Genomic DNA, 25743 nt, shown 5'->3' on the forward strand with positions numbered 1-25743 from the left:
TGCCACGCCTGTGTGGAAAATCCCGCCCTAGCACAGGCCCGAACCCACTGCACTGCGTTTTGATCCGGTGGGTGTAACTTCTTTTTCACAGAAGGTTGTTTCAAAGGGGGAGAGCTTTTACAGCTTCAACATATTGTTTTGAAGAGAATGGATTTGAAATGAGCATCGTGATCGTGGGTGCAGGTTTCTCCGGGGCTGTGATTGGCCGGACTTTGGCAGAGGCCGGATATACTGTGTCGGTTTTGGACAGCCGAGATCACCTTGGCGGGAATTGCCACACCGAAAGGTGCAGCGAAACCGGCGTTATGGTGCACACCTATGGCCCGCATATTTTTCACACCGACAACCAACGTGTTTGGGATTACGTGACCTCGTTTGCGGAGTTCATGCCTTATCGCAATCAGGTGAAATCCACTGTCGGTGGCGCAGTGTATTCGCTGCCGATCAACCTGCACACCATCAACCAGTTTTTTGGCAAAACCTTCAATCCGGAAGAGGCGCGGGCCTTTGTCGAAACCACGCAGGCCGACACAAGCATCGCCGACCCCCAGAGTTTTGAGGAACAGGCGCTCCGCTTTGTGGGACCTGCTTTGTATGAGGCGTTTTTTAAAGGCTACACTGAAAAACAGTGGGGCTGTGCTCCGAGTGCCCTGCCCGCTTCCATTCTTAAAAGACTGCCTTTGCGCTTCAATTATGATGACAACTATTTCGCTCATCGGTTTCAGGGCATTCCCAAAGCCGGGTACACGGACCTGATCGCCAAAATTCTGGACCATCCGAACATTGATGTGCATTTGAACACCCCCTACACTGCCGCCCACGGCGCCCGTGCGGCGCATGTGTTTTGGTCCGGCCCGCTGGATGGGTATTTTGGCGAAAAACTCGGCCGACTGGGATACCGGACCCTGGATTTTGAACGATTTACCAGCAGCGGAGATTGGCAGGGCTGCGCCGTGATGAACTATGGCGACGCAGACGTGCCCTTCACCCGGATCACCGAGCATAAACACTTTGCCCCCTGGGAAAGTCACGAAAGCACCGTGTGTTACCGCGAATTCTCCCGTGCCTGCGGCGCAGATGACATTCCCTATTACCCCATAAGACTGGTCGAAGAGAAAGCACTGTTGTCGCAGTATGAGGCGTTGGCGCAGGCGGAAGAGGGCGTGACGTTTGTCGGTCGCTTGGGAACGTATCGGTATCTCGATATGGACGTCACAATCGCCGAGGCGATGGACTGCGCGGATGAGTTTCTCGCTGTGCGTTAGACCAAGACTGATTGGGATCGCAACTTGGTTGCCCTCCCTTCAAACGCACATAGGTAGCGCAGTCCTCAGCGGGATTTTCCAAAAAAGTTATTCACGACAATAGCTTACATCAGAATGGAAGCCTACAGTGTCCTATTATTTAGCCTCGTTGTAAATCTTGGAAATCGCGTCGCCAATTACGGGCCCATATGGACGCGCTCTTTGCAGCACTTTCAAAATCAGCAAGGCGCTGGCCGCATCCAACTTTTTTTCGTCAAACAAACGCATCGCCACATCGCGAATTGAGTCGATCTCTTCAGGCGCCATGAAAGCCAGACCTTTGATGCTTAGAATCTGGTCTAGCATATCGCTGCAAGCTTCGGTTTCCGGCTCCGCCTCCGAAACTCCCGACGCGGGTTTTGGTTTCGCGAACAAATTGGTGTCGGCGTCGAAGTACTCTTTGAAAAACGCTCGGTTGCTCTCGTCAAAAGTTTCGTACAGAGCTGGTTGCCTTGGATCTTGGACACCACCTCCTTCACTGAGAGCGCTGATCGACATCATACGCGCTTTCAAACGATTGTTCAGGGGGTTCGCAAAAATCGAAAATCTGGGAGGGCATTTCGCGTTGATGATCCGAAAACACTCTGCTTGCCTGGCCGTAAGGGATTCATTTGCCGGAACACTTTCAAACGAGAGACGTTCCGCATCGACTCCCGTGAGTACGGTTGACAGAAAATCATAGCGAATATCACCATTCTTCATCGACGCGCGATCATAAATTCTTGGCATTAAGTTTTCTTTGCCAAACACCTGTGCCCACTTCGTGAAGAACTCCATGTAATCGTAGTAATGATTGCCGGGACCAACATCGTTTTGAAATGTTAGGATTTTTTCGGGGGAATGAAGCTTTATTCCGGTCGAGTAGAGACTGGTTCGAACCTTCGATTGTTCTCGGAAGTAGCAAACGATTTTTACCTCTGAAAAGCAGCGGTCCAACAGGTTTTTGACCCGTTCTATTTGCTCTACGGTTTGTAGGCGACTGTGAAAATGCTCGCTTGAGAACACGACAGTATGATGGTCGCGCGCCAATTCTGACATCTCGTCTAAGAACGACTCCTCAAAACCGTGAAAAAATGCCTCACGGTGATGTCCGTCAAACACCATATTTTCGTGCATATAGTCGTCATAGCCGGTCTGAAAAAAGGCGACGAGTTTACGATTATTCGGATAAGCGGCCGTCCTTGACAGTCCAACGCCCTGTACAGAAAGAGCATCTGAGTTTTCGTACAACCAATTTTGAATGAGCGTCGTGCCGGTTTTCTCTGTACCAATATGCAAAATGCACTTCATGATCGTCTTTTCCTTTGGGCCAGAGCCCGTCTCGATTTCAAATTCGCTTACCAGTAACCGAGCAACATGTCACCTCAGACGCGCAGCGCTTTAGCCACATTCTGTGAATTGGGTCCGTGCTGTGTTCAATCGGCGTGCAGCAATCAAAATTTTTAAATCTGGAGGTGTGATCCGCCTAGAATTTAGCTAAAATACAAATTCTTCTTACACACATGCCTTCACCGCGCAAGCGCAAGAGGTATTCCTTGCAAGCCTTCCCCGCTTGATTGCAAATTTTCGAGAGAAGGCTAAGGTCACGTCATTAGAGTCACAATGAATTTGGGCAGTGTTCAAGTATGAAATTCAATCCTTCCGACCGTCCGGTAAAATCGCTTGTTGTCATCGGTCCACCCGAACAACCGGCGCTCGTCACTTTGCTCGAAAACGCTCCCGAGTTCGTCGTTGTGATCGAGCCCGAGCACGAGAAAGCGCAGCAACTGAAAAAGGCGTTCTCCGGATACGACAACTTTCACATTGTGACAGCTGCAATTGGCGAAGATGGCGAAGAAGCCGTCCTTGTTGAGTACAACTTTCCTGGCTTGAGAAGCATGCGCGAACCCGCTTCTGCGTTGAAAGAACTTTTTCCTGGATTGTCGGCGCGAACCACGATTTCAGTAAATACCCAATCCTTCGAACGTGTTTTGGAAACTCTCCCAAACATTCCGGAGCCGTCAGCACTTTTCTTAGATATGCCAGGGTCTGAACTCGATATTCTTGAGTCCATTGAAAGTGCCAGCCTCCTTGCGCAAGTTCATGATCTTACTATTAAATGCAATGCTCAGCCGATGTTCGAAAATGGGCCCGGTGCGCAAGAAGTGATGCACTGGATGCAAGACCGGCACTATAAGGCAAACCAACTGGACGACAGGGATCCAGATTGGCCCGTTTTACAATTTATCCCCGACCAAACCGCGCGAGAAAATCAGCAACTTAAGGCGGCCTTGACGGAAACTCGGGCAGACATATCGTCCCTTGAAGCCGAGTTGTCTAAAGAACGCGAAGCGCTTGCCCAGAGTTTGAAGGAAAGGGCAAAGTGTTCTGCGACGCTAAAAGATGCACAAGAAAGAGCAGCCCAAGTTCCAGATTTGGTGGCATCACTTGCGGCTGCCAAGCAAGAGGCTGAAAAGGCTAAAAAGGACGCCTCTGACAGCGAAGAGGCTTTGGCTAGATCTAAAGACGCTTTGAAGGATAAGGTGTCTGAGCTGCAAGCAAATAGGGCCGCTTCGCAAGCGAGCGAGGAGCTGTTGCAAGCGTCGCTTGAAACCGCAGTCCAGGAGGCTGCAATAGCGAGCCAGCAGGTTTCAGAAAAAGAAATCGCTCTGAACAAATCTTTGGCAGACTTGAAGTCTGTTTCATCCGAGCTAGCCCTCGCAAAAGAATCCTTGAGCTCCAATGAGGAGGAACTCAGATCAGCCCCGTCGCGGATTAACGAGCTTGAAGCCATTGCCAAAAGCCAAGCCGAACAGATTAGCGTATTGGAGGAAAACGCCAAGCGGCGCACGGAAGAGCTTGAGCGGGTACAGGAAAAAGTGGCTTCGGCTTCGCAGCGAGAACAGGCGCTCGAGCGAAAAATCTCTGAAACACAAGAAGAACTCAAGAACGCCCAAACTGCTTTGAAAGCAAGTGGCGCTTCCGGGTCCGAACCCAATGTGTCTAAACCGGATTCGGTAAAGAAAATTGAAGAGATGCTGGAACGCAAGCTGGGAGCTTTGGTTCCAGCACAACCGTCCGCGGCAGCGGCGCGGCACTCCAGCCCAGAGCTTAAATCAGAAAATGCGGATCCACAGCCACAAAGGCAAGACAAAGAACTTCTTGCTGCGCTGGCAAAAATAGAGAGTTTGCAAAGTGATCTTGCCATTTCCTTGAGATTGCAGCAGCAGGCACAGAATGACATGTTCGAATTGCGCGCACGCTATCGTGAAAATGAAAAAGACCGAGTCACACAGTCTGCTTTGCTTCAGAAACTGACGCCGCGTCTTCAACAAGCAGCACAACAGCTGCAGCAATTGTCACTGACCGAAGATCTGCCCGCCGCCTTAGCGATTGAAGTAGCTGATCCCCCTTCTAAGACCCGCACAACACGAAGTCGAAAGAGCCCTACGAAACCAACAACAAAGGCCAAAACAAAAACTTCTACCCGGAAGCGAACCCCGGCAACCAAGCAGAGCACGGGAAGCTCCTAATGGCGACCTTGGCAGACACACCGGCAAAGTCGTTGTTGGAAACGCTTGAGGGCGCGCTCGACATGCTAGCGGAATACGCGGACGCACCAATTGATGATGGGACGCATCTTCCAAGTTTACTCGAACAATGCGAAGCCTTAACTCAGGCCGAACCGAAAATAGAGCCTGTGCGGACCCTCCACCACTTTGCCTGTACCGGAGGAACTTTGATCAGCAAATGTCTGGCGGTAATGCCCAATGTGACGGTTTTGAGCGAGATTGATCCGCTAAGCCCGCTAATAGCTCTGCCTAAAATACCGGCATTTGCACCAACGGATCTGATTTATGGCGCGCGAAGAGCTTTGAGACCGCTTAGCGATGATGCAACCGTTGATGTATTCAAAGCTTCGCTTGAGGCTCTTCATAAATCGTTTCAGGACCAAGGCAGCTATCTGTGCCTGCGGGATCATGCACACTCCCAATTCTGTACAGATGCTAATGGAAAAGAGCGCCCCACGTTAGATGAAATCGTAGCGGAGATCTTACCGGTTAAGTCCGTTGTTACTGTACGCCACCCGCTAGAGTCTTACCTTTCACTCATAAAAAACCGGTGGCAACACTTCTCCCCCGCCACTATCGAGGAATACTCCAAACGGTACATGTTGTTTTTAGACCGATACAAGGGCGTGCCTGTTTTTCGATATGAAGATTTTGTGGCGGCCCCTGACGACGTTTTGAATAAAATCTGTGATGAACTGGCCCTGCCTTTTATCGAAGGTGCTGAATCGATGCACCAATTAGTGTCGTTGAGTGGTGACAGCGGTCGGAAATCTGACAAGATTTCTGCAAGGCCCCGTCGACCAGTACCCACGGACTTGGCTGAGCAAATCAAGCACTCCAGAACCTACACTTCACTGTGCGCGCGCTTGGAGTATGCTCCCTGACGTATCCTGATTGGAACCTGACCTGCTCCGCTAGATAAACCTCTGTTTTGATTTACCCTGTTCTCCAACTGAGGACACAGACGGTGAAGAGAAATATTTCAGAGAAGAACAGTTCTTTGGGATAATCAAAAATCATCAGGCTGGGAATGGAGGCCGAGGATGCCGCGCTCTAGAAGTTTCTGGCGGAACAGATAGTGGATACATCTTCTCTCAAAGAAACTTTGTAAGTTACGACTTGAGACTTGGAGCGCGACGCAGACCTGTAAATTGCGCCATTACAGGGAGACGAATTAGTTAGAAACGGGCTTGCGCATTGGTCGGCATCAATCCATCATTTTCCTCCGGAAACACAAGCGCCCGGCAGATACCGATCTACGCGACCGACTGCAGTATTTGTTATCTGAACGTCGGCCTTAGGCATCGTCGCCCGAACATCCAACCAGGCAAGTGGATTGTTCGCGAACTGGATCGGATTGCAGGGCTTCGAGGCAATCCATGTTTAGTCGCCTTAGGCTATGGTGCGGAACTGGCCCGCCACGCAATCTTTCGGACGTGGGAAGATCGCAATATCGAATGACATCAAACGCTCCAAACAAACACTGTAGAATGGATTCCAGAAAAGCTTTTTGGAACTCATACGCGACGAGCACCTAAACGAACATCTGTTCGAGAGCACGCGCTGTGCCCGCAAACTGGTGCCTGCATGGCGGTCCACTTGTACCAACAGCAGCCCCAGTCCTATTTAGCTGGGCTGAGTCCAGCGGAATTTGTTCATCGCTCAAAGAAAAACCAAAACCAAGCAGAGTTACCCGAAATTAGCGAACTCTCAGGAGATAATTCAGACACTCAGAAAACCTTGGGGTTGAACGGATCAGTCTCGCCCGCGCCACCACATAACAACCGCTCTGATTGGAGCCGTAATGCGCCATGAATTGGACGCATATACTGCGTCCAACTGACATCTCAAATCCTGAATGTGATGCTCGCGATCGTCAATTTTTGCCTTGAAGCCCGCTTCCAAGTCACGAACCTGTGCCACAAGATGTGCTTCGATGTCTCTAGACCGAGCGAGGGATTGTTCACTGCGCTTGGTGCGTTTCACTTCACTGTCCAGTTTTTCACTTAAAACTTCAAATTTGCCTTTCGAAGCCCGTAATTCTGATTGGAGTTGTTCCAACCGATTGGCCTGCGCATCACGTTCTTTTTGGGCCGTTAGCAACTCCTCCCCGATCTCAGATTGCCGCGATGCAGCGGTTTGCAATCGGGTCAGCAGCTCGGAAATTCGGGAAGCCTGCGTTTCGTTTGACGTGACAGCCAGCACGCGTGCGTTCTCAGTAGCTTTAAGGCTGTCTTCTAGTTGAAGCACTTGCTGCTGTAAGGCGTTCCCGATTTCTTCTCGATACCGTAGTAGGACACTGTGAGACTGGTGGAGATCATGCCATTCTTTTGCCAAACCACCAATCGATTGAAGGGGGTCAATATCTGCAGAGAGGTGGCCAACGCTGCTGGCTTGTAGTTCAGACCAAATTTTGAATGCGGATCGGTTCAGGGTCAGCAACATCTCAGCCATTTGAACCGTTATCGGATTTGCAACAGTCTCTTTTTTGGCAAGATCCGCAGGCGTAATCTTGGGAAAGAACGCGGAGAGAGATTGAAGCGTCTCGTCGCCACCCGGGCGTTCGGCCAAGACCAAATTTCGACGATTGCTGCGAAGCACGCCAAGTATCATCTCTGCGCCTGCGCACCATTGCGTCAACGCCTCGGGCGCGGAGATGCCGTTTTCAAGCAGCAGCGCAACAGTTGTCACCGGCGAATCGTACAGAATTAAACCGCGACTGTTGCTGTTATCCAAAAGAAGTTGCAGGTCTTCAAAGTCACGAAGCGAGACAAGGTTTGATGTTTCTTCAGAAACTGTTTTCAGCGTTGCCCAATCTGGGAGAGCTAGTGTCTCGGCTATGGTAGCGTGCTGCATTCTGCCTTGCTTTCTGTTGCGTATTTTTGTGCGGTTCAAATTTCGTCGCGCGTCTTATGGGTAGCAAACTTTTGGTGAGAATGAAGGGTTTAAATTTCAGATCTGAGAATCCTAAGTGTCTGCCGCGGTATGATCATGGTTTTTCATGAAGTCTTCAAATGCCGCACGCAGTTCGACGTTCAAATCCGGCAATGCGGCCTCGAGATTTTCCTTAAACGTCTGCCCAAACAGTCTATCGGTCGTATGTGTGTTTCCTGAGGGGGGCGCATATTCAATGTCAAATCGTTGTTTGAGAAACGCCATGTCGTCTGCAACCGCATCCCAAACCTGCTTCCTCTGATCAGTTGAAAAAAAAGTAGCCTTTTCGCCAGTGAGGCTGAATAGCACCCTTCGGTCACGATCTGTGATCGGAGCTCTGGTGCCTCGGTTTTGTAGTAATCTGGCCCCAGCAGGAGACACTCGTGGGCCTTCATACAGCCAAGACAAAAACTTCAAGACCTCCCCGGAAATGCTTGTGTTTGTCCGTGTTTCGAGATTTCTTACTCCGTCAATCGAGAGACCAAGAACGCCCAAAAAATAGCCGATAAGGCCGTCTGAATGTGCGCGCGCTACTTCATAGGAATAGAACTCTATGGCCTCATCGCCAAATACCTTTGCGTAGGTTTCATAGATTTCCTTGTAGCGTTTACCGCCGCCTTCGATCTGAAACCCCCGAGCGTCCTCTTCTGTCATGCCATTGGCTTTGATCAGCTGTTGTAGGCCACTTTCCGCTCGAGAGACAGGGTCACGCGTGAAATACAGAATTCTATAGTTCGGCTCTTCCCCGCAAATATCGCGCATTGTTTTTTTTAAACGCTCAAGATGCGGCACCAATAGGCAGGTTCCTGCATCTTCCCCAGAGAAGAGTATTTTGTCCCCATCAAAATGTCGCACCTCCTTGCGTATGTTTTTCAGCATCTCCTGAGCATCCGCACGAATTTGAGCTTGTGAGAGGCCAAAGCGGCCATGAACTGGGTGCTTGGCAGCTTCACCGAAAGCTTTTAGGAAAAATCCCGAGTGACATGCTGGCAGGCACTTCGGGTAGAGCAGCCCGTGCTCTCTAAAGTGCATGATGTTGGTCTTAAAAACACTCTGGATCGTAGTTGTACCGGTTTTATGGCGGCCAACATGCAAAACAACTGTCATTTTCTCTGAACTTGGTGACATCGTCATGCCCTAACTTAATTACGTTTTTTTTGGTCGCCGGCAGGCACAACGCACGCGCCACTGGGCCTATTGTGCACACATCTATCACTCACAAACAACTTTCCGGTAGAGTTCCAAATGCTGATCGCGGACGCTTTCTGGATTGTGCAAATCTAACGCAGCGCTTCGGGCTCGAAGGCTGCGCATAAGAGCTTCTTCTGAGGTGGTGTCCTTTAGAGCCCAAGCCAATCCCTCCGCAAAATGACCCGCGTCTTCGTACCGCGCAATAAAACCGGTTTCGAGATGGTGGACCAACTCCGGCACGTTCCCAACAGGGAATGCAACAACAGGTGTTCCCGAAAGAAGCGCCTCTGGCACGGTTTGTGGTGCATTGTCCTCCCGCGACGGGAAAGCAAAAACATCCGCGGCCGCATAGACCAGCGACAGTTTGGCCGGGTCAGATATGTAGCCCATATTGCGAACCGGCAGGCCAAGATCGAGGCTAGCTGACCCAAAAAATAGCCCATGCACGTTGTCGGCCTGACCGCGTTCCTTCAACAAACGCGCACTCTCCACCAAGATATCGCCGCCTTTACGCAGGTTGTTGAGGCTGTCTGCGCCAAATGCCACAATTTTGGCATCCAAGGGCAAACCTAGCTGCATCCGGGCGACCAGCTTGTTGGTTGGGATAAAGTGCTCAATTGGGATCGAATTTGGCAGAACATGCACAGGACGGTCGTCAAACAAAGAACTTTCTTTAGCGCAATCAGCCAACCATTGAGATGGCGTAACGATATGCAAATTCTTGATCTTTGCGTATGCCTCCCGCTTGGCTTTCCAAGCTTCATGTGCGAGTGATTTGTCACCCTCAAGCAGCGGACAATTGGCACATTCGTTTTTGTAGCCTTCACACCCTTCGGTGTAGTGACAGCCGCCGGTGAACGGGTTCATGTCGTGCAAGGTCCAAACTACGGGACGATCCGTGACGATCTCTTCCATCCGTTCAAGATCCAACATACCCACCACCCAGTGGAAATGCACCACATCGCTCTGCGCCAAGGCTGCACCCATAGACGCGGGGTCCACCATGCTGCCAGATCGCGAAAAGAGTTCACGAGAGAGCGGTTTTGGACTCGCATCGTCTTCCAAGACGCTAACGTCTGTCCAGTGCTTCCACAAAGTCTCCAAATCGCCTGAACGTTGCGCGTCACCGGCCGGTCCGGTGACGGGCGCTAGGTGCGCATCCGGACTCCCGGAACGCTTGAAAGCGCAAATGGTGAAGGCGCCTTGATTGGCCTCGCGCATGATGTTCATGCAGCGTTGGCTCGCGATGCCCGCGCCGCCGTAGTCAAATGTCGATACAATCGCAATTTTGAGTTCGCGTTCTGGCGCTGGCATCAAACCAAGGCGTACAAAGTTGTCGCGCAGGATTTGCCGCAATTCCAGATTCTCACACAAGCCCGCATCCTTCGAGCCGGCCTTACAGAACACCTCATAGAGTGTCTTATAGAACGCGGTGCTGTCTTCTTCCGAAAGTGCTGCGTTGAGCTCCGCAAAGAAGGGCGGGTTCCACCAATCAAACAGGAAGAAATCTGCGCGCTCTTTATGACCAGAATCAACCAAAAGAGCCCAAGCACGTCGACGCCATTCGATCTCGTCCATGTATTTGGAGAACGTATAGTTGTTCATAGCGCTTTCTGCGCTGTCTTGGTATACGTAGACTGGGTCTGGGATCAGCGTCACAACCGATGCAAAGGTCATCGCTTTGATCAAAAACAGGCTGTCTTCGCCCATGCGGAAGTCCTCAGGATAGAGAACAGTCTCCGCAAAGTCACGATCATAAAGGCCTGCCCAATGACCTTCAGTGGAGGCCAGCAAACCAGGCATGTCGCTGAGGTTGGTTTGCGCAATGGTGCGGTCCGAAATACCCGCGGGGTATTTGACGCCCTGATCTAGATGCCCGTGGATCATGCGCTCCACTTGGAAGCCACCCCGCACAACGGTGCTGCCGTGCTCTTGTGCTGCCTCATACAGCTTTTTTAACGCACCAGCTGGTACGCGGTCGTCCGCATCCAACATAAAGACATATTGCCCACGGGCCTGGCGAATCGCCGCATTTCTTGATGCCGCTGGACCTTTGTTGGTTTCGTTTTTCAAGAAGCGCACGCGCCCATCCTGAGAAACGGCTCTTTCCAGAATTGTCACGGTGCCATCGGTACTACAATCATCCACACAGATGACCTCGATCTCCGGCAAGCCCTCCTGAAGCAACAGCGAATCGAGGGTATCTTGTAAGATCTCCTGGGCATTGTAGACCGGCATGATGACACTGATTTTCGGATACAACATCGGCGTTTGAGACGCGATCTGCGCCAGAGGCGCTTCGGCCCAGAAGCCCCCCCAAAGACGCCCAAAATCCTTCACCATTGCGCGTACGGCGAGGACAAACTCATGCTGGTCCAGATGAGCATTTGCCGCATCAATGAACGCTTCAGGCCGAGCTTTGGAATGATCCGCCAGAGATTGGCTCACTTCGGGTTGCAAAAACGGGAACGTGCGGACCAAAAGGGCATGGTGCTCATCGTGCAACTGTTCCATTGCCGTGTTGGACACGCCTGTGGTGCGGAAATTCAGAAGCGGTTCACGCAGTTCGAAGTAACTCGCGCCGGCTCTGAACAATCGTATGGTCAAATCAAAATCTGCAATGATCGGATAACTCAGATCGTAAGGGCCAACCTTGTCGTAGAGAGCGGACGGGATCAGCATTGTCTCATGGCGCAACGGCATGCGCAGCAACACAGAGTGATCATAACTCATGCTCGGCAGAACATAATTATTGCCATCTTCGCCTATGTAGAGCGCCAAGGCCCCTACAAAATCGCACCCACTATACTGCCAAGCGTTAACCAAGCGCTCAACAGCATCATCCCTATACCAATCGTCAGAATTGAGGAGCAAAACCGCCTCGCCCTGCGCCAATTCCAAGCCTTTGTTCATAGCGTCGTAGATGCCTTTGTCAGGCTCTGAAACGTAGTAGTCGATCAAGTGTTCGTACTTGCGGATGATATCCAACGTCGCATCGCTCGAATTGCCATCAACAATGATGTATTCAACGTTTTCATAGGTTTGCGACTGGATCGATTGGATGGTTTGTTCGATCGTTTCAGCGGAGTTCCAACAAACCGTAATTACGCTAATAAGTGGCTTGTCTGGTTGGCTTGAACGGATGTCGCCCCGGAGGCGTTTCCCCCCCTCAGCCTGACGTTTTCCGGTCTGATCTGGATAGGTCGTATGCCGACCTACGAACTCATACGAAGTTGTCATCAAACAATCCAAAGAAATAGTAAAATAAATAATATATGCACACGCGATTTCTGAGCCAGTGTACGCGACCTTGATTGCAGCAATCGCCCCCAAATATCAACAGGAGATATGCCTGTTGGCGGGCAATCCATAATTTGACTTTGGACAATCCCATTGGTGCACGCGCAAGCTCCAAAAACAGGAATCTGGTACCCAATTTCCGTGACCACCACCATTTGCTTCCCTCAACGCCGCATGATTTTTTCGACAACGCAAGAGGCCAAATGCACAGGCAGAACGCAACTTGCCCGTTTTTTTGGCAAACCCAAGAAAAGCCCATCTGCGTTTTCGACTTAAGCTTTTGGATGACAATCCAAGAGGACAAACGCCCTTGAAGCAAATTTGGAAAGCGACTAAGCCATCAATGGATTGTTTTGACATCTTTGATTTACCAACAGGATTTCACATGAAAAAGGCTTTAATTACAGGCGTTACGGGCCAAGATGGATCTTATCTGGCGGAATTTTTACTGGAAAAAGGCTACGAAGTTCACGGCATCAAGCGTCGCGCCTCTCTGTTCAATACAGACCGCGTGGATCACATCTACCAAGATCCACATGTCGATAACGCAAACTTCAAGCTTCACTATGGAGATTTGACAGACACCTCAAACCTGACGCGCATCTTGCGTGAGGTGAACCCAGATGAAGTGTATAATCTCGGCGCTCAGAGCCACGTCGCTGTCAGCTTTGAAGCCCCAGAGTACACAGCCGATGTAGATGCCATCGGCACCCTACGCCTGCTGGAAGCAATCCGCTTTCTGGGTCTGGAAAAAACAACCCGCTTCTATCAAGCTTCAACGTCGGAGCTTTATGGTCTGGTTCGGGAAACCCCACAAACAGAGACCACGCCATTCCACCCACGTTCTCCGTACGCTGTGGCCAAGATGTACGCCTACTGGATTGCCGTGAATTACCGAGAAGCCTACGGTATGTATGCCTGCAATGGCATTCTGTTTAATCACGAAAGCCCACGTCGCGGCGAAACTTTCGTGACACGGAAAATCACGCGCGGCATGGCCAATATAGCGCAAGGCCTGGAGCCCTGTTTGTACATGGGTAACATCGACAGCTTGCGTGATTGGGGCCATGCTAAAGATTACGTTCGCATGCAGTGGATGATGTTGCAGCAAGATGAACCCGAAGACTTCGTGATTGCGACCGGCGTTCAGTATTCGGTCCGCGAGTTCATCACCTGGTCGGCCAAAGAACTTGGCATCTCGTTGGAATTCACTGGCGAAGGTGTGGACGAAATTGCAACGGTTACTGCGATTGACGGTGGCAAAGCGCCCGCGCTGAAGGTCGGTGACATCGTGATGCGGATCGACCCACGTTACTTCCGCCCAGCGGAAGTTGAAACGCTTTTGGGGGATCCGGCAAAAGCCAAGAAGGTTCTCGGCTGGGTGCCTGAGATCACCGCGCAAGAAATGTGCGCAGAGATGGTCGCCGAAGATCTCAAAGCCGCCAAGCGCCACGCCTTGCTCAAAGAGCACGGCATGGATGTACCGGTAAGTGTAGAGAGCTAACTCGCACCGTAGGATTTCGGAAAATGCACAGTACGAATTCTGAATTGATGCATTCGTCTAACAGCATGGCTATCGAAGGGAATGATTTTTAACTTCTTGGCTGCGGCTTCTGAAGAAAATGACCGCTTTGGGGGCACAGCCCAAGGCCCCAAGAGCACAAGCGGCAATTTTTGCTGGGCACACGCAAGAAAAACGTGACAACTGAAAAGATAGAAAAGTTTGCAGCCAGTTGCGAAATGCGGTCGAGTTTTTTGATTTTCTTCGCTGAAAGTCAGTTAACTTAAACTCCTGGTGCCAAAAGAGGACTATTGAGAGCAGGATGAAGCCGAAACTTTACATCCATATTGGCTTTCCAAAATGCGGAAGCACGACTCTGCAGAACTTTTTGGTTCAGGCCCAAGGAAAGCTGAGAAACCATGGCATGGTCGTTGTTGACCAAAACATGAACCATCCAGGCAACACTCGAGCGAAACGCGTTGCGCAATATAGCCTGTGGAAAATGCTTGATAGCCCGGGCGCTCCCAAAGAAATCGCGGAGTCATTGACAAAAATTGCGATCGCCATGAAGAAGCACAACACAAAGGCGGCTGTGTTTTCCGGTGAGCAGTTAGGTAACCAAGCCGAATACGCAGAATTTTTCCGACCCGCATTGGCGTTATTTGACGTCAAAGTGATTGCCTATGTGCGGCCTCAAGAAACTTGGCTGCCGTCCGCTTGGAAGCAGTTTGGTGTCCGAGAGGGCAAAAGTCTAGAAACACACTTGGACTCTGCTCCACGCGCACGCGTTCCGGGATTTCTACGAAAGCTCAAGGCCTGGGGTTCCGTTTTTGGAAAGGAAAACATCTACGTAAATACGTTAGCTCGCGGCAATTTGTATCAGTCAGATCTCATTGCCGACTTCTGCAAAGCGTTAGATTTACCGGATTCCTTTGCGCCTAACAATCGACCTAAGAACTCAACCAATGTAACCTTTGACAACCATATTCTTATGGTTCTTTTAAGCGCACCAAAGCTTCTTGAAGGTGGCGGTACAGGAAGCATTTATGGCTTCCTCGACAAGTATTTGCCCAAGCCAGCCTTCGAATCCGGTCGCAACGCCGTATCACACGAAAAAGCGCTGCAAATTCGCGAAGAATTCCGGGAAGAAAACGAAGCCATCGTCGCTGAGTTTATGCCAGGGTCCACTTATCAAGAAGCCTTTGAAACCCAAAAACCTTTGAAGCCAATGGATGTCTCATCGGATTTGCTTACCGCAAATGCGAAGACCACTGCGTATCTCATTGCCATTGCAGAAAAACAATCTCGTGAAATAGAGACACTGCGAAAGCAGCTCAAACGGCTTGAAGCAAAACTCGAAGACTGAATTAAAGCGTCGGAGGACAGATGAAAATCTATGTAGCCGGTCACCGTGGTATGGTTGGGGGCGCGATTTTGCGCCAATTGCAGGCGCGTCAAAAGGCGGGTGAAGCGCTGGAGCTGTTCACGCGTACACACAGCGAACTGGATCTGACCAATCAAGCGGAGGTGGCGGCGTTTATGGCCGCGGAAAAGCCGGACGTTGTGATTTTGGCTGCAGCCAAAGTAGGTGGCATTCATGCCAACAACACCTATCCAGCAGATTTCATTTACGAAAACCTGATGATCGAATGCAATGTGATCCATCAGGCCTTTGCTTCAGGCGTCCGAAAACTTCTGCAGCTGGGCAGCTCCTGCATCTACCCCAAGGCCGTGCCGCAACCGATGAAGGAAGATGCTTTGTTGACGGGCACGTTGGAACCAACCAATGAACCCTACGCCGTGGCCAAGATTGCGGGCATCAAGCTGTGTGAAAGCTATAACCGGCAACATGGCGTCGACTACCGATCGGTGATGCCGACAAACCTGTATGGTCCAGGCGACAACTTCCATCCGGAAAACTCCCACGTCATGCCGGCATTGATCCGACGCTTCCACGAGGCAGCGCAGAGTGGCCAGGAAGAGGTTGTTATGTGGGGGACCGGCAAGCCGATGCGCGAGTTCTTGCATGTGGATGACATGGCGGAAGCGAGCCTGTTTGTGCTGGATCTGGACAAAGACACTTACGAGGCGAACACAGATCCCATGTTAAGCCACATCAACGTCGGCACTGGCACGGATGTCTCAATTGGCGAGCTTGGGCAAATGATTGCGAAGGTCACTGGGTACAAGGGCCGCATCGTTCAAGACCTCAGCAAACCGGACGGCACCATGAAGAAGCTGATGGACGTCAGTCGGCTGGCCAATATGGGCTGGGGGGCAAGCGTGACGCTCGAAGATGGCATCGTCGAAACCTACAAATGGTTTCTGGACAATCAGGACAGCTTCCGGCGATAATTCCTCAGATTGTTTAGGATATTTTTGTCATGACCCAAATTATTCATCCGCTTCTTCTTTGTGGGGGCTCGGGCACACGGCTTTGGCCGCTTAGCCGCAAAAGCTATCCCAAACAATTTGCCAAACTGACCGGCGAGGACAGCCTGTTTCAGGCGTCAGCCGAGCGCTTGTCTGGCGATGGTTTTGCCGCGCCTTTGGTGATCACCGGTTCCGATTTCCGGTTCATCGTGATCGAGCAACTGGCCGCCAAAGAAATCAGTGCCGCCGCGACCATGATCGAACCGGAGGGCCGCAACACCGCCCCTGCAATTCTCGCAGGCGCTTTGGTGCTTGAAGCCCGCTCTCCGGGTGCGTTGATGCTGGTTGCGCCTTCTGATCATGTGATCCCCGATGCAGAGCGGTTCCGCGCCGCGGTGCGCGCTGCGGCTCCAGCGGCGGCGAGCGGTCAGTTGGTGACCTTTGGCATTCGTCCGGATCGAGCGGAAACCGGCTATGGCTGGCTGGAGCTGAGCCAGAGCCCGGAAGCGGATTTTGCGCCCGTGGCGCAGCCGCTTAAGAGCTTTGTCGAGAAGCCGGATGCCGAGAAGGCAGAGACTCTTTTGGCCGGTGGTCAGCACCTTTGGAACGCGGGGATTTTCCTGTTTGCCACGGACAAGCTGATTGCTGCGTTTGAACGACATGCACCAGAGATGTTGGCCAGTGCCCGCCGGGCAGTGGCGTCCGCTGAGGCCGATCTCAGCTTTACGCGGCTCGATCCAGAAGCCTGGTCGGAAATGGAAGACATTTCGATCGACTATGCCGTTATGGAAAAAGCCGAGAACCTGTCTGTTGTGCCCTACGGCGGCGCCTGGTCTGATCTGGGTGGCTGGGACGCGGTCTGGATGGAAAGCGACCCGGATGGGGACGGTGTGGTCACCAGCGGGCCTGCCACCTCCATCGAGTGCGAGAACACCCTGCTGCGGGCCGAGGATGACAGCCAGGAACTGGTTGGCATTGGGTTGCAGGATGTGATTGCTGTGGCGATGCCGGATGCCGTTCTGGTCGCGCATAAAGACCGCGCCCAGGACGTAAAAAAGGCCGTGTCAGCGCTGAAGGAAAAGGGCGCGTCGCAAGCGGAAATTCTGCCACGTGACTATCGCCCTTGGGGCTGGTTTGAGAGCTTGGTTGTTGGCAGCCGATTCCAGGTGAAACGAATTCATGTCCATCCTGGCGCCGCGCTGAGCCTGCAAAGCCATCATCACCGGTCCGAGCACTGGATTGTTGTGGAAGGCACCGCGCAGGTGACCATTGACGAAGAGGTCAAACTGGTCACGGAAAACCAGTCTGTCTACATTCCATTGGGCGCTGTACACCGCATGGAAAACCCCGGCAAAGTGCCGATGGTTTTGATTGAAGTGCAGACCGGATCCTATTTGGGCGAGGACGACATCATTCGCTATGAAGATGTATATTCCCGCGGCCAGGGCGCCAAAGGCTAAGAACGGTCATAGCGAAAGAGTAAAAACGCCTAGCCGCGTTCGATCAAGAGGTTTGGCGTTTTTTAGTTCTTTGCTCAGGCGCTTAGAGGTCTGGATCAGAGCTCTCCGTCGCCTGATCGAACCTCAAATCGATCCAACGCCCTGCTGGGATATCCACAGGTGCTCCGGCAACCCACGCGCCACGCCACTCTGTCGCGCTGGTGTGTACCATGAGACGTCTCTGGTCAGGATCATATTCCGTTTCAACAAAGACCAGCCGATTGCCGTTGACGTCCTGTGGCACCTCTATCTGCCAGCCCTGTTGCGCCAAGGCGTCCACGTTTTCTAGGCAATAGCGCCCCACGCCTATGCGAGTAAACTGGGCGTTCATCGCGACGCATGGCATGTCTATTCCTCCGTCAAACAGCCGAACAATTGGACTGGCTTCCTTGATGAAGCCGTTGGCGTCCACAGTGGTGTTTTCAGTGGTGTGAAATGTGGCCCAATCCGTAAACGGCACGCTTGACGCAGCTTTGCTGCGCATCTTGACCTCCGCGGATGCGGCAGAGAACTTTATCGCCATTTGCCAGCAATAGCCATCTGTACCACCCAAGGTTCCATTGCCGCAAAGCAACCCTGCAGCGCCAGACCAGGTGGGATACGGGTTGTTTCCGCTCGCCGCATTTGTATGCGAGCCACCGTAGAAGTAATACATTCCACTGAGAAAATGCATGTCCAAATCGCTCACCAAGAGGCCCGCATCTTCGCCCAAACCGAAGTCGCCGGTTTTCAAGAGCCGGTTTGCTGTGCTGTCGGTGGATGATTGCGTGACGGCAGTGCCGGTGATCTGACCATCCACGACCATGCCGGACGGCGCTGTGAGTTCTCCGGTCGCGGCGGCGATGGAAATGCCGGTGGACCAAGTTGTGCCGTCCGCGCTGACCTTGATGACAAAGTCATCTGAACCGGCGGTGCCCATTTCTGCGCGACCGGACCAGTTTGTTTGGAACAGCAGGCTCGCGGTATCTGATTGCGCCGCCTTGTTGACCTTGACCTGATGATCTGCGCCTTCGTGGCTGAGCAGGGTTGCCGGTGAGGACACCGACAGGCGGTTGGTTGGGTCGTGGGTTGTATTCACACCTAGGCCTGTGAGGTTGGACAGTTCTGAAATCTCGGTGGGAGTCCAGGTGGTCCCATCCCAGATCATCAGTTCATCGCCACCTTGTTCAACGGCGGTAAAGCCGTGTTGCAGCGCAGTAAAAAGCCATGCGCCATTGGTCCAGGTGGCCAAATGGTAGGCCTGACCAGACCACGCGGCGGTGGGCGCAGCACCAAGCGCCCAGGTGGTGCCTTCGGTTGGCGCGGCCGGAGGGTCGCTGGCATCAAAAGCTTCGACAACCGTCTGAACCAGCACGTCCAGCTTTTGCAGGGCTTCATTGTGGGTGACGTGCTTTTGGGCCTGTGCTGGCATGATGAACGGCAGCGAAAGGCGCGAAGAATTTTCTGACATGGGGCAACTCCATCAATAGGGGATGGGCGCCAGAGTCAGAGAGGCGGGTTGCCAAGATCACAACGCAGCAACCGCAGGTGTTGCGCGCTCCAAAATCCACGTCGGTTTAGCGTCGGTATCACGGCTGTTTTGCGGAGGTGCATATTTGCGCCCCAAAACAGGGCGCAGGACGCAACATTCATCAGGGATGCCGCGTCACCGTGTAGATATGCCCGGCCTGGAAAGGCCCCTTCAAGGAGGTTGAGCTTCCGTCTGACCAGGTGACCGTCGCCGTTGCGGCCTCGGTTTGATCGCCCAGTCCAAAGTGGGCGCGTGGGGCGTCAAAGGACATGAAACCCCCGCCAAGCTGCACCTCGCGCATTTGCGTGCTGCCATCCGCGCCGGTGAGCGTCACCCTCGCGCCAATGCCATCGCGGTTGCCGATGTGGTCCTCAAACTGAAACACCAGCGCCGCGCCTTGCGCGTTGTTGCGGAAGACAACCAAGGGACCGTTCACCGGATGGGTGATCAGATCCAGGTCGCCGTCATTGTCGAAATCCATCTGCGTGGCGCTGGCGGTCATGAGGTAGTCCTCCAAGCCAAAAGGACCAGAGGCCTCGGCAAAGGAGCCGTCTCCCATATTGTGGAAGAAGAGGTTGGACGGGGACACCTCGTTCGGCACCCATGTGCCGTTCACGATGTAAACATCCTGCCAGCCGTCCAGATCAAAGTCGGCCACCTTGGTGTCCCAGCTCCAGCCGCTCACATCGAGGCCACGCGCCTCGGCCTGATCTTCCCAGCCTTCGCCATTGCGGGCCAGCAAGACGTTGGAGCGCAGAATTTGCGGATGGGTCAGAGCAATCTCGTCAGCACTTGGCGTGCGGGTGGGTTGGAAATGCCAGTCACAATAGGCGCGTGGAATGGGTTGGTCCGCACGGATCAACTCGCAAATAGATGGATCACGCTTTTGAATGGCGAGGTCTTTGACCAGCATCGCCTTGCATTCCACCTGATCGCGGCCCGTCAGCGTTTGGCAGTTTTTGGCATAAGTCGGGTCGAAATTATTGCCGGACTTGTACCAGGACTTGATCTCCATGTTCTTCACACAGCGGGCCTTGGCTTCTGCGTTCCGGATGCCATCACAGTAGAGCTCCAGCGGCTGCATCTTGAGCGTGTCAGACACGCCAGACGAGCGGCCGGCGATCTGGGCCATGTAGATGTCGGTGGTGCCATCATTGGCCAGATCAGCAGTCTTAATCGCCATTGTGGTGGTTGTGGTGTGCGGGATCAGGCCCTGCGGCTCGGTCAGCATGGCAAAGCCGCCGGCCCCATCGCCGCGATAGAAATAATCCGGGATGTCGAAGTCATTGCCAACGATCAGATCGGTGGCGCCGTCGTCATCAAAGTCGGAGAACAGGATGGTCAGGGTTTCACCGGGCAGGCCAGGCATGTCGGCATAGGTCTCGCCGCTGAGTGTCCCGTCGGTGTTGAGGATCAGCCGGTTGCGACTCTCCTCGCCGGGAATGCGGCGATACCAGCCAGCGGCCCAGTTGCCCAGCGCCACATCAAGTGTGCCGTTGGCATCCACATCCGCCAGAGCCACGGCAAGCGACAGAGGCGTCTGAGGGTTGTTGGGCACGGCTTTGGGGGGTTCCGCACCAAAGCTGCCCTCAACATTGCGCCACCAGTAGTTGCCTTGCAGGTAGGTGGTGAGAAAGAGGTCCGGCCAACCGTCATTATCAATATCAGCAAAGGCGGCGTTGAAGATCGGCGCGGTGGCGAGGTCGCCCAAGGGCGCAGGTATGGATGCGAACTGGCCTGTGCCGTCGTTGGCATAGAGGTAAAGCCCCACTTCGGTGGAGGCAATGGCAAGATCGAGGTCTCCGTCGCGGTCATAATCTGCACTCGACAGGCTGCGCCCCTCCCAGAAGGGGGGCCACATATCGCGGAAGGAAAACTCCAGCGGTTTGTCGATGCCGATGGTGTCCGCTTCTATGCGCGTAAACGGCTGCTCCGCCGCAGGGGATGCGGGGGCCAAGGGCTTGCTGGTGACGGTGATTGCGGGGGTCTCTGAGGCGGCGGCGGACCACATCGGTGGGGCGGCTTGCGGGGCATGGCTTTCCAGCAGCATCTCCAGCGCGCGGCGGCTTTGCCATTCGTGGTAGCCCTGCGCGCCGAGGCCAGCCACAACGCCAAGTACAGCAATAGTGCCAGACAGTAGCCACGCCGCACGGGCGCCGACGGATTGCACTACGATCAGGAAGGAATAGACGGAGAACATCCCCAAAGTGAAAAGAAGACCCATGACGTAGCCATGGGCCAGTCCCGCGGACAGCAAGGCACCGGTGACCACCACGTCAAAAGCGATGGGCACCGGTAGGAACAGGCCGACGATCACAATGGCGATCAGCGCCAGAATGCTGAAGGTGAGACCGGTGATGAGCTCTTGCGGCAGCAAGACGGCCACCAAGGCGCCAAGAAAGCCCGCCAGCAACATCAGCGGCACGGTCATCTTCACAATGTACCAGAGGTTTTTCAAAAAACCCTGCCCCACAGCCAGAATGGCCGTGCCCAGAGGGTCGGCGGCGGGTTGACCTTGTGACAGCTCGTCAACGCTCCAGGGCGTGGCCTCTTGCAAAGTCGGCGTGATTTCTGTTTGCGGCAACAGGCGGCAGATCAACGGCACGGCCACAAGGATCACCAGCAGGCTCAGCGCGATCTTGGCCACAGCCATGTAGAAAGGCAGCAGCGAGAACAGCATAGTGAGCACGACGATGTTGAGCGTCGGAGAGGCGATCATGGCGGAGAGGGTGGTTTCCGCGCGCATGCCGGCAGAATACATGCCGCGCGCAATGGGCGCGGCGCAGTTCACACAGACGCCAAGCGGCGTGCCAATCGCGAGACCCAGAAGTGAGTTGGCAAAACCACCGCGAAAGCTGCGCTGTTTGAGATAGCCAGCCGCGGTGAGGAAGGCGGCAGCAAAGAGCACACCAAAGGTCATGCCTTTTTTGTTGGTGTTGATCCAATTGATGGTGGTGAAGAAGATCCGCTCCAACGTGGACATGTCCGGCGTCAGTGGGAATAGCGCCTCAAATCCCAGCGGGTCTTCCAGCTGGATAGCTCCCGACATCATCGCCTTTTCATCCAGCGCAGGATAGCGCGAACCGGTCCAGAACAGATACGCCAACACGGCGACCATCAGGGCGGCGAGGAAGAAGCGTTTTTGGTAGGGATGCTGGATCAGAGCGGTCATTCCGGACTCAATTGTGTTTGGAGTTGGCGCGGCAAAAACAGATTTCGGGCATGGGTGTAAACACAGTATTCAAGCTCATGCTTTTCGCGAAACACTTGCTCGATTTCAGCTGAGACCGATTGCGTTCGTGCGGACGCATTGAGATGCGGGATCTTGGTGTCCACAGACGGTTTGTTCAAGATTTTGGCCATATGGTTTAGGCTTTCATCAAGGCGATCCAGAAACCCAATGTGGAGGAAATACTCCTCGATAATGTCACGATAGTTCGACATTGTCACTTGCCTGGGGAAATGCTCCAGCATGTTCAGATGACCGGTTTTGACAAAGTCCTCCAAGGACTTATTGTTTGGCGCGTCAAAAATCTTGCGCCCACTTTTTTCAACTCTGCCGGCATAGAAAAACCGCGAGATATGCATATCGAGGGGATCGCGCAGGATGGTCATGAATTGGGTGGCTTCCGGGTAATACTGCTCCACGCCAAAGTCACGGTGTTTGTTAAAGTGCCCGTAGATGACCGATGGGGTGCCTTCTCTCAGAAGCTGAGAGAAATCTCTTTGCGGTGGTAACCCGTAGCCTTTTGGCCGGAAATAATGGGGGTAGAGGTCGGAACCAAACCAAGCGTCAAAAACAGCACGACAGGACACGCCACCAGCTTTGGGAATGTGAATAAAGATAAGTGGAGCTGTTGGGTCGTAGGCGAGCAAATTCATGGTAACGCGCCTCTACTCGTTGCTTGACTGAAGCTGCACAGGAGACCTGGGGGCTCTGCTCCAATCGATTCCGGAGAGCTCTATGCTCTCCGCAAAGGCTTCGTAGATAATGTCTTTTTGCGCGTCTGTGACGTCATCTTGGGTGATGAGGACATTTTGCGAAAAAGTGCTCTTCGCATTTGTCGTCAATTTGAAATTAGGAACATCCAATTCCCTCATCAAATTTTCCAAGGCATAGGGCAGTTCGTCATACCGCAAAATCCGATCAACTACGCAATAACCATCGATCGCGTACCTGCTGACGTCGATAGGGAAAATCCCTTTCCGCACAAACTGTTCCCAGCTCAGTTTGTAGGACCCGCGTCGATTATGACGCTTTGAATTTCGCAGCATGTGAAACCGGCTGATGCATTTTGAAACTGGCTCTCGTTCAATGCAGAATTTGAACATTGAGTCAAAACGGCTCGCCCCCAGAGCGTCCCGCATTATGGACGCCGTCATATGGTTATAAAACTGAGGCTCTCCATCTTCGCCAGCGTAATTTCTCGGATGATGCCCAGGTTCAGGTGGCAAAATGGGCGTTACGATCGCGTCAGAACCCGCTACAGGGCTGAGATCCACCTCCACACTCGTGCCGGCGGTCTTGAACGTCTTCAGAAAGATAAAGTTGTGTTTGAAGCTTACAATTGCCACGCTTATCGTCCCAAAACAGGAAAAGTATCATATCCAAAATAGGACATGTCTTCGCTAAATGCGCTTTCGGTAACATCCCTCAAAATTTGACTTTCCAAAAGCCGCTTTAAGACGCTTCTGCTCACGGAGGACCGGTTCACCTGGGGCAAAGTCACGACTTTGGACGGCAACTGAAACTCGCGGCACATCGTCAGGTGGTCGTCATGTAGTGTTTCATGGCGAAGCGTAACGTCGGGCGTATGTGGGACGCCTCCCAGTTTTAGAAAGTCCACAATGGGTCGCAGTTTTTTACGATCCTGAATTAGTGAGAGGAAGTCATTTTCATTCCACTGTGGTTCCTGCGGTTCCCACTCTCCGATAGACGTCTCTTTCAACCAGCGACCCGGTGAAAAATACATCGATAAAGCGCGGGGGAATGGGTGCCGAACCGAAATAACCACCCGGTACTGACTCAATGGCTCGCCGAGACGGGTTTTGTACTCTGACAAAAGCGCATGCTTTCGCGGCGTGCGTGGGCCTGTGATCCCAAATCTATCGACACCATCTTGATGCCTCGCTCTAGAAGACGCGTCCTCACTGATTGGTAACAGCGCTGTTTGGATCGCGTTTCCGCCGGTTTTTGGCACGTGCAGATAGATAAAACGGTGGCTTTTTGAGATCACTGAGTTTGACCCTTTGCGCCCTGACCCTGTCTAAAAGAAACGGGCCAGTGGCCCGTTTCAAAACTTTGATTGCACCCTGGAGCGGGTCTGATCAGCCTTCCAGGTCGTTCAGACGCTCATGCAGTTCACGAATGATCTGGTCCTGCTCCAATGTGTACAGCGTCAGTTCTTCTACTTTTTCCAGAAGGTTTAGCTGCATTTCAGTCATGTTCAGACCAGTGGAGTTGATTTCTCCAGCAGACGGAATATTGGGCAGGTGACCGTTGTCTTCGATGAATGCACGAACTTCGCTCAGCGGCATGAGGTCATACTCATCCTCAAAAACGTAGTCAGGAACATTCAATTGAGTACCGCTGGACGCAAAAAAGTTGCCAGAGATTGTCAAGTTACCGTCCTGATCAAGCTCCATTTCTGTTTCGCCAATCCCCCCGGGGAATGTGGTCAAAAGGAACTTGCCTGCAGTGTTCTTCATTTTCCAAGTGCGGCCAGAGTTGGCGGCATCAGCAACTGACGTGTCGGTCAGTTCGAAGTTGGCACTGCCATTGTTGCTCAACGCCATCATTGTACGCGCCGCAGTCGTGGCGCTCTCTTCTTCCACCAATAAAGATGCGGTGCCATTGGTTTTTCGAACGTGCAGCGCGGCGTCCGGGCTGTCCGTGCCCATGCCGACATCACCGTCAGAGTCCACAAAGAGGGAGTCCGTTGGCGCGCTTGGACGAATTCTGAACGGCAAGAGGGAGCCGTTGGTCACTTCGCGAATGAAGAAGTTGGTTTCGTTGCCGGCCAGGTCCCAGGTTTGGGGGGTAAAGCCGGAAGACCCATCTTGTTCGATCCGGATGGCAGGGCTGTCCCCATCAACGATGTGCATTTCTAGAACCGGGTTGTTGGTGCCAACACCCACATCGCCGGTGTCCTCAATATATAACGCATTGGTTGGCGCGGTTGCTTCGACAGTGAATGGAATACGACCGTTGGTGATGTCCTCAATCGAGAACTTGTTCAGGCCGCCGTTGGTGCTTTCGTTGGCGGTGAGTTGCCAGTCAACGTTCGGAAAACTTGCAGACGCCGATGTGTCATCGAACTTGATCCGCAGATTGTTCTCTTTGAGACGAATGGTGTCAAAACCGAAGTTTTCGCCGTTGGCACAGTCAATGCCAATACAGGCGCTGCCTTCGACAATCAGGTCATCGAGAAAAACCTGATCTGCGTATGCGCTTCCAGCCAGACCAATGGCTGCCACGCTTACGAGAAGTTTAGGGGTATGTTTCATAGCTATAGTCCTGTTCCTACTGTCTGACGTCAGCACCTATGGGTCCAATTAGGGTGATTTGATAAGGGAGAGT

Annotated in this window: 17 protein-coding genes; 7 read left to right on the forward strand and 10 right to left on the reverse strand. The window is 52.9% G+C overall.

Going from position 1 to position 25743, the window contains the following annotated elements:
• The first annotated feature begins 158 nt into the window (after positions 1-158).
• Positions 159-1265 (forward strand): UDP-galactopyranose mutase, encoded by a 1107-nt coding sequence (glf, locus tag MK208_RS15250; RefSeq protein ID WP_294118101.1) that lies wholly within the window; start codon positions 159-161, stop codon positions 1263-1265.
• 135 nt (positions 1266-1400) lie between these two features.
• Here the strand turns inward: glf and MK208_RS15255 are convergent, their stop codons facing one another.
• Positions 1401-2594, reverse strand: coding sequence for a hypothetical protein (locus MK208_RS15255; RefSeq protein WP_294118102.1), 1194 nt, complete (start codon positions 2592-2594; stop codon positions 1401-1403).
• Positions 2595-2929: 335 nt separating this feature from the next.
• On the opposite strand from MK208_RS15255, the gene MK208_RS15260 reads away from it, so the two are divergent.
• Together MK208_RS15260 and MK208_RS15265 are read left to right on the forward strand one after the other, a co-directional pair.
• A complete protein-coding gene (locus MK208_RS15260; protein ID WP_294118103.1) occupies positions 2930-4816 on the forward strand; it encodes an FkbM family methyltransferase in 1887 nt (628 codons plus the stop codon).
• A complete protein-coding gene (locus MK208_RS15265) occupies positions 4816-5739 on the forward strand; it encodes a sulfotransferase (protein ID WP_294118104.1) in 924 nt (307 codons plus the stop codon). Before MK208_RS15260 ends, MK208_RS15265 begins: the two co-directional genes overlap by 1 nt.
• An 871-nt stretch (positions 5740-6610) precedes the next feature.
• On the opposite strand, the gene MK208_RS15270 is transcribed toward MK208_RS15265, so the two are convergent.
• The 3 genes from MK208_RS15270 to MK208_RS15280 form a co-directional block, all read right to left on the reverse strand.
• Entirely contained in the window at positions 6611-7711 is a 1101-nt protein-coding gene (locus MK208_RS15270; protein WP_294118106.1) for a hypothetical protein, read from the reverse strand.
• 111 nt (positions 7712-7822) lie between these two features.
• The gene (locus tag MK208_RS15275; protein ID WP_294118108.1) at positions 7823-8917 is read right to left on the reverse strand and encodes a hypothetical protein; all 1095 of its coding nucleotides are present in this window, start codon (positions 8915-8917) and stop codon (positions 7823-7825) included.
• Positions 8918-9001: 84 nt separating this feature from the next.
• Positions 9002-12220: a glycosyltransferase gene (locus MK208_RS15280; protein WP_294118113.1), complete on the reverse strand. Its 3219-nt coding sequence runs from the start codon at positions 12218-12220 to the stop codon at positions 9002-9004.
• A gap of 445 nt (positions 12221-12665) precedes the next feature.
• Here MK208_RS15280 and gmd point away from each other — a divergent pair, with 445 nt between their 5' ends.
• The 4 genes from gmd (at position 12666) to MK208_RS15300 (ending at position 17614) form a co-directional block, all read left to right on the forward strand.
• On the forward strand, positions 12666-13784 hold the full coding sequence (gmd, locus tag MK208_RS15285; protein WP_294118142.1) for a GDP-mannose 4,6-dehydratase: 1119 nt from the start codon (positions 12666-12668) through the stop codon (positions 13782-13784).
• 319 nt (positions 13785-14103) lie between these two features.
• Positions 14104-15147 carry a hypothetical protein gene (locus tag MK208_RS15290; RefSeq protein WP_294118115.1) on the forward strand — a complete coding sequence of 348 codons (1044 nt, stop codon included), beginning with the start codon at positions 14104-14106 and terminating at the stop codon, positions 15145-15147.
• Between the two features lie 20 nt (positions 15148-15167).
• On the forward strand, positions 15168-16136 hold the full coding sequence (locus tag MK208_RS15295) for a GDP-L-fucose synthase (RefSeq protein ID WP_294118117.1): 969 nt from the start codon (positions 15168-15170) through the stop codon (positions 16134-16136).
• Positions 16137-16165: 29 nt separating this feature from the next.
• Positions 16166-17614, forward strand: a complete 1449-nt coding sequence (locus MK208_RS15300; protein ID WP_294118119.1) for a mannose-1-phosphate guanylyltransferase/mannose-6-phosphate isomerase — start codon at positions 16166-16168, stop codon at positions 17612-17614.
• An 82-nt stretch (positions 17615-17696) separates the two neighbouring features.
• On the opposite strand, the gene MK208_RS15305 is transcribed toward MK208_RS15300, so the two are convergent.
• From MK208_RS15305 to MK208_RS15330, 6 genes are all read right to left on the reverse strand, one after another.
• Positions 17697-19103 carry a DUF2793 domain-containing protein gene (locus tag MK208_RS15305; RefSeq protein ID WP_294118120.1) on the reverse strand — a complete coding sequence of 469 codons (1407 nt, stop codon included), beginning with the start codon at positions 19101-19103 and terminating at the stop codon, positions 17697-17699.
• 181 nt (positions 19104-19284) lie between these two features.
• Positions 19285-22335: an FG-GAP-like repeat-containing protein gene (locus tag MK208_RS15310; RefSeq protein ID WP_294118123.1), complete on the reverse strand. Its 3051-nt coding sequence runs from the start codon at positions 22333-22335 to the stop codon at positions 19285-19287.
• Entirely contained in the window at positions 22332-23045 is a 714-nt protein-coding gene (locus MK208_RS15315; RefSeq protein ID WP_294118125.1) for a hypothetical protein, read from the reverse strand. The genes MK208_RS15310 and MK208_RS15315 overlap by 4 nt, the downstream gene beginning before the upstream one ends.
• A gap of 12 nt (positions 23046-23057) precedes the next feature.
• A complete protein-coding gene (locus tag MK208_RS15320; RefSeq protein WP_294118127.1) occupies positions 23058-23738 on the reverse strand; it encodes a hypothetical protein in 681 nt (226 codons plus the stop codon).
• A 2-nt stretch (positions 23739-23740) separates the two neighbouring features.
• A complete protein-coding gene (locus MK208_RS15325) occupies positions 23741-24400 on the reverse strand; it encodes a sulfotransferase family 2 domain-containing protein (RefSeq protein ID WP_294118129.1) in 660 nt (219 codons plus the stop codon).
• Between the two features lie 91 nt (positions 24401-24491).
• Positions 24492-25670 carry a hypothetical protein gene (locus MK208_RS15330; RefSeq protein ID WP_294118131.1) on the reverse strand — a complete coding sequence of 393 codons (1179 nt, stop codon included), beginning with the start codon at positions 25668-25670 and terminating at the stop codon, positions 24492-24494.
• Positions 25671-25743 lie beyond the last annotated feature (73 nt).

The organism is Shimia sp. (assembly GCF_022448905.1).
In the GTDB taxonomy this organism is placed as follows: domain Bacteria; phylum Pseudomonadota; class Alphaproteobacteria; order Rhodobacterales; family Rhodobacteraceae; genus Shimia.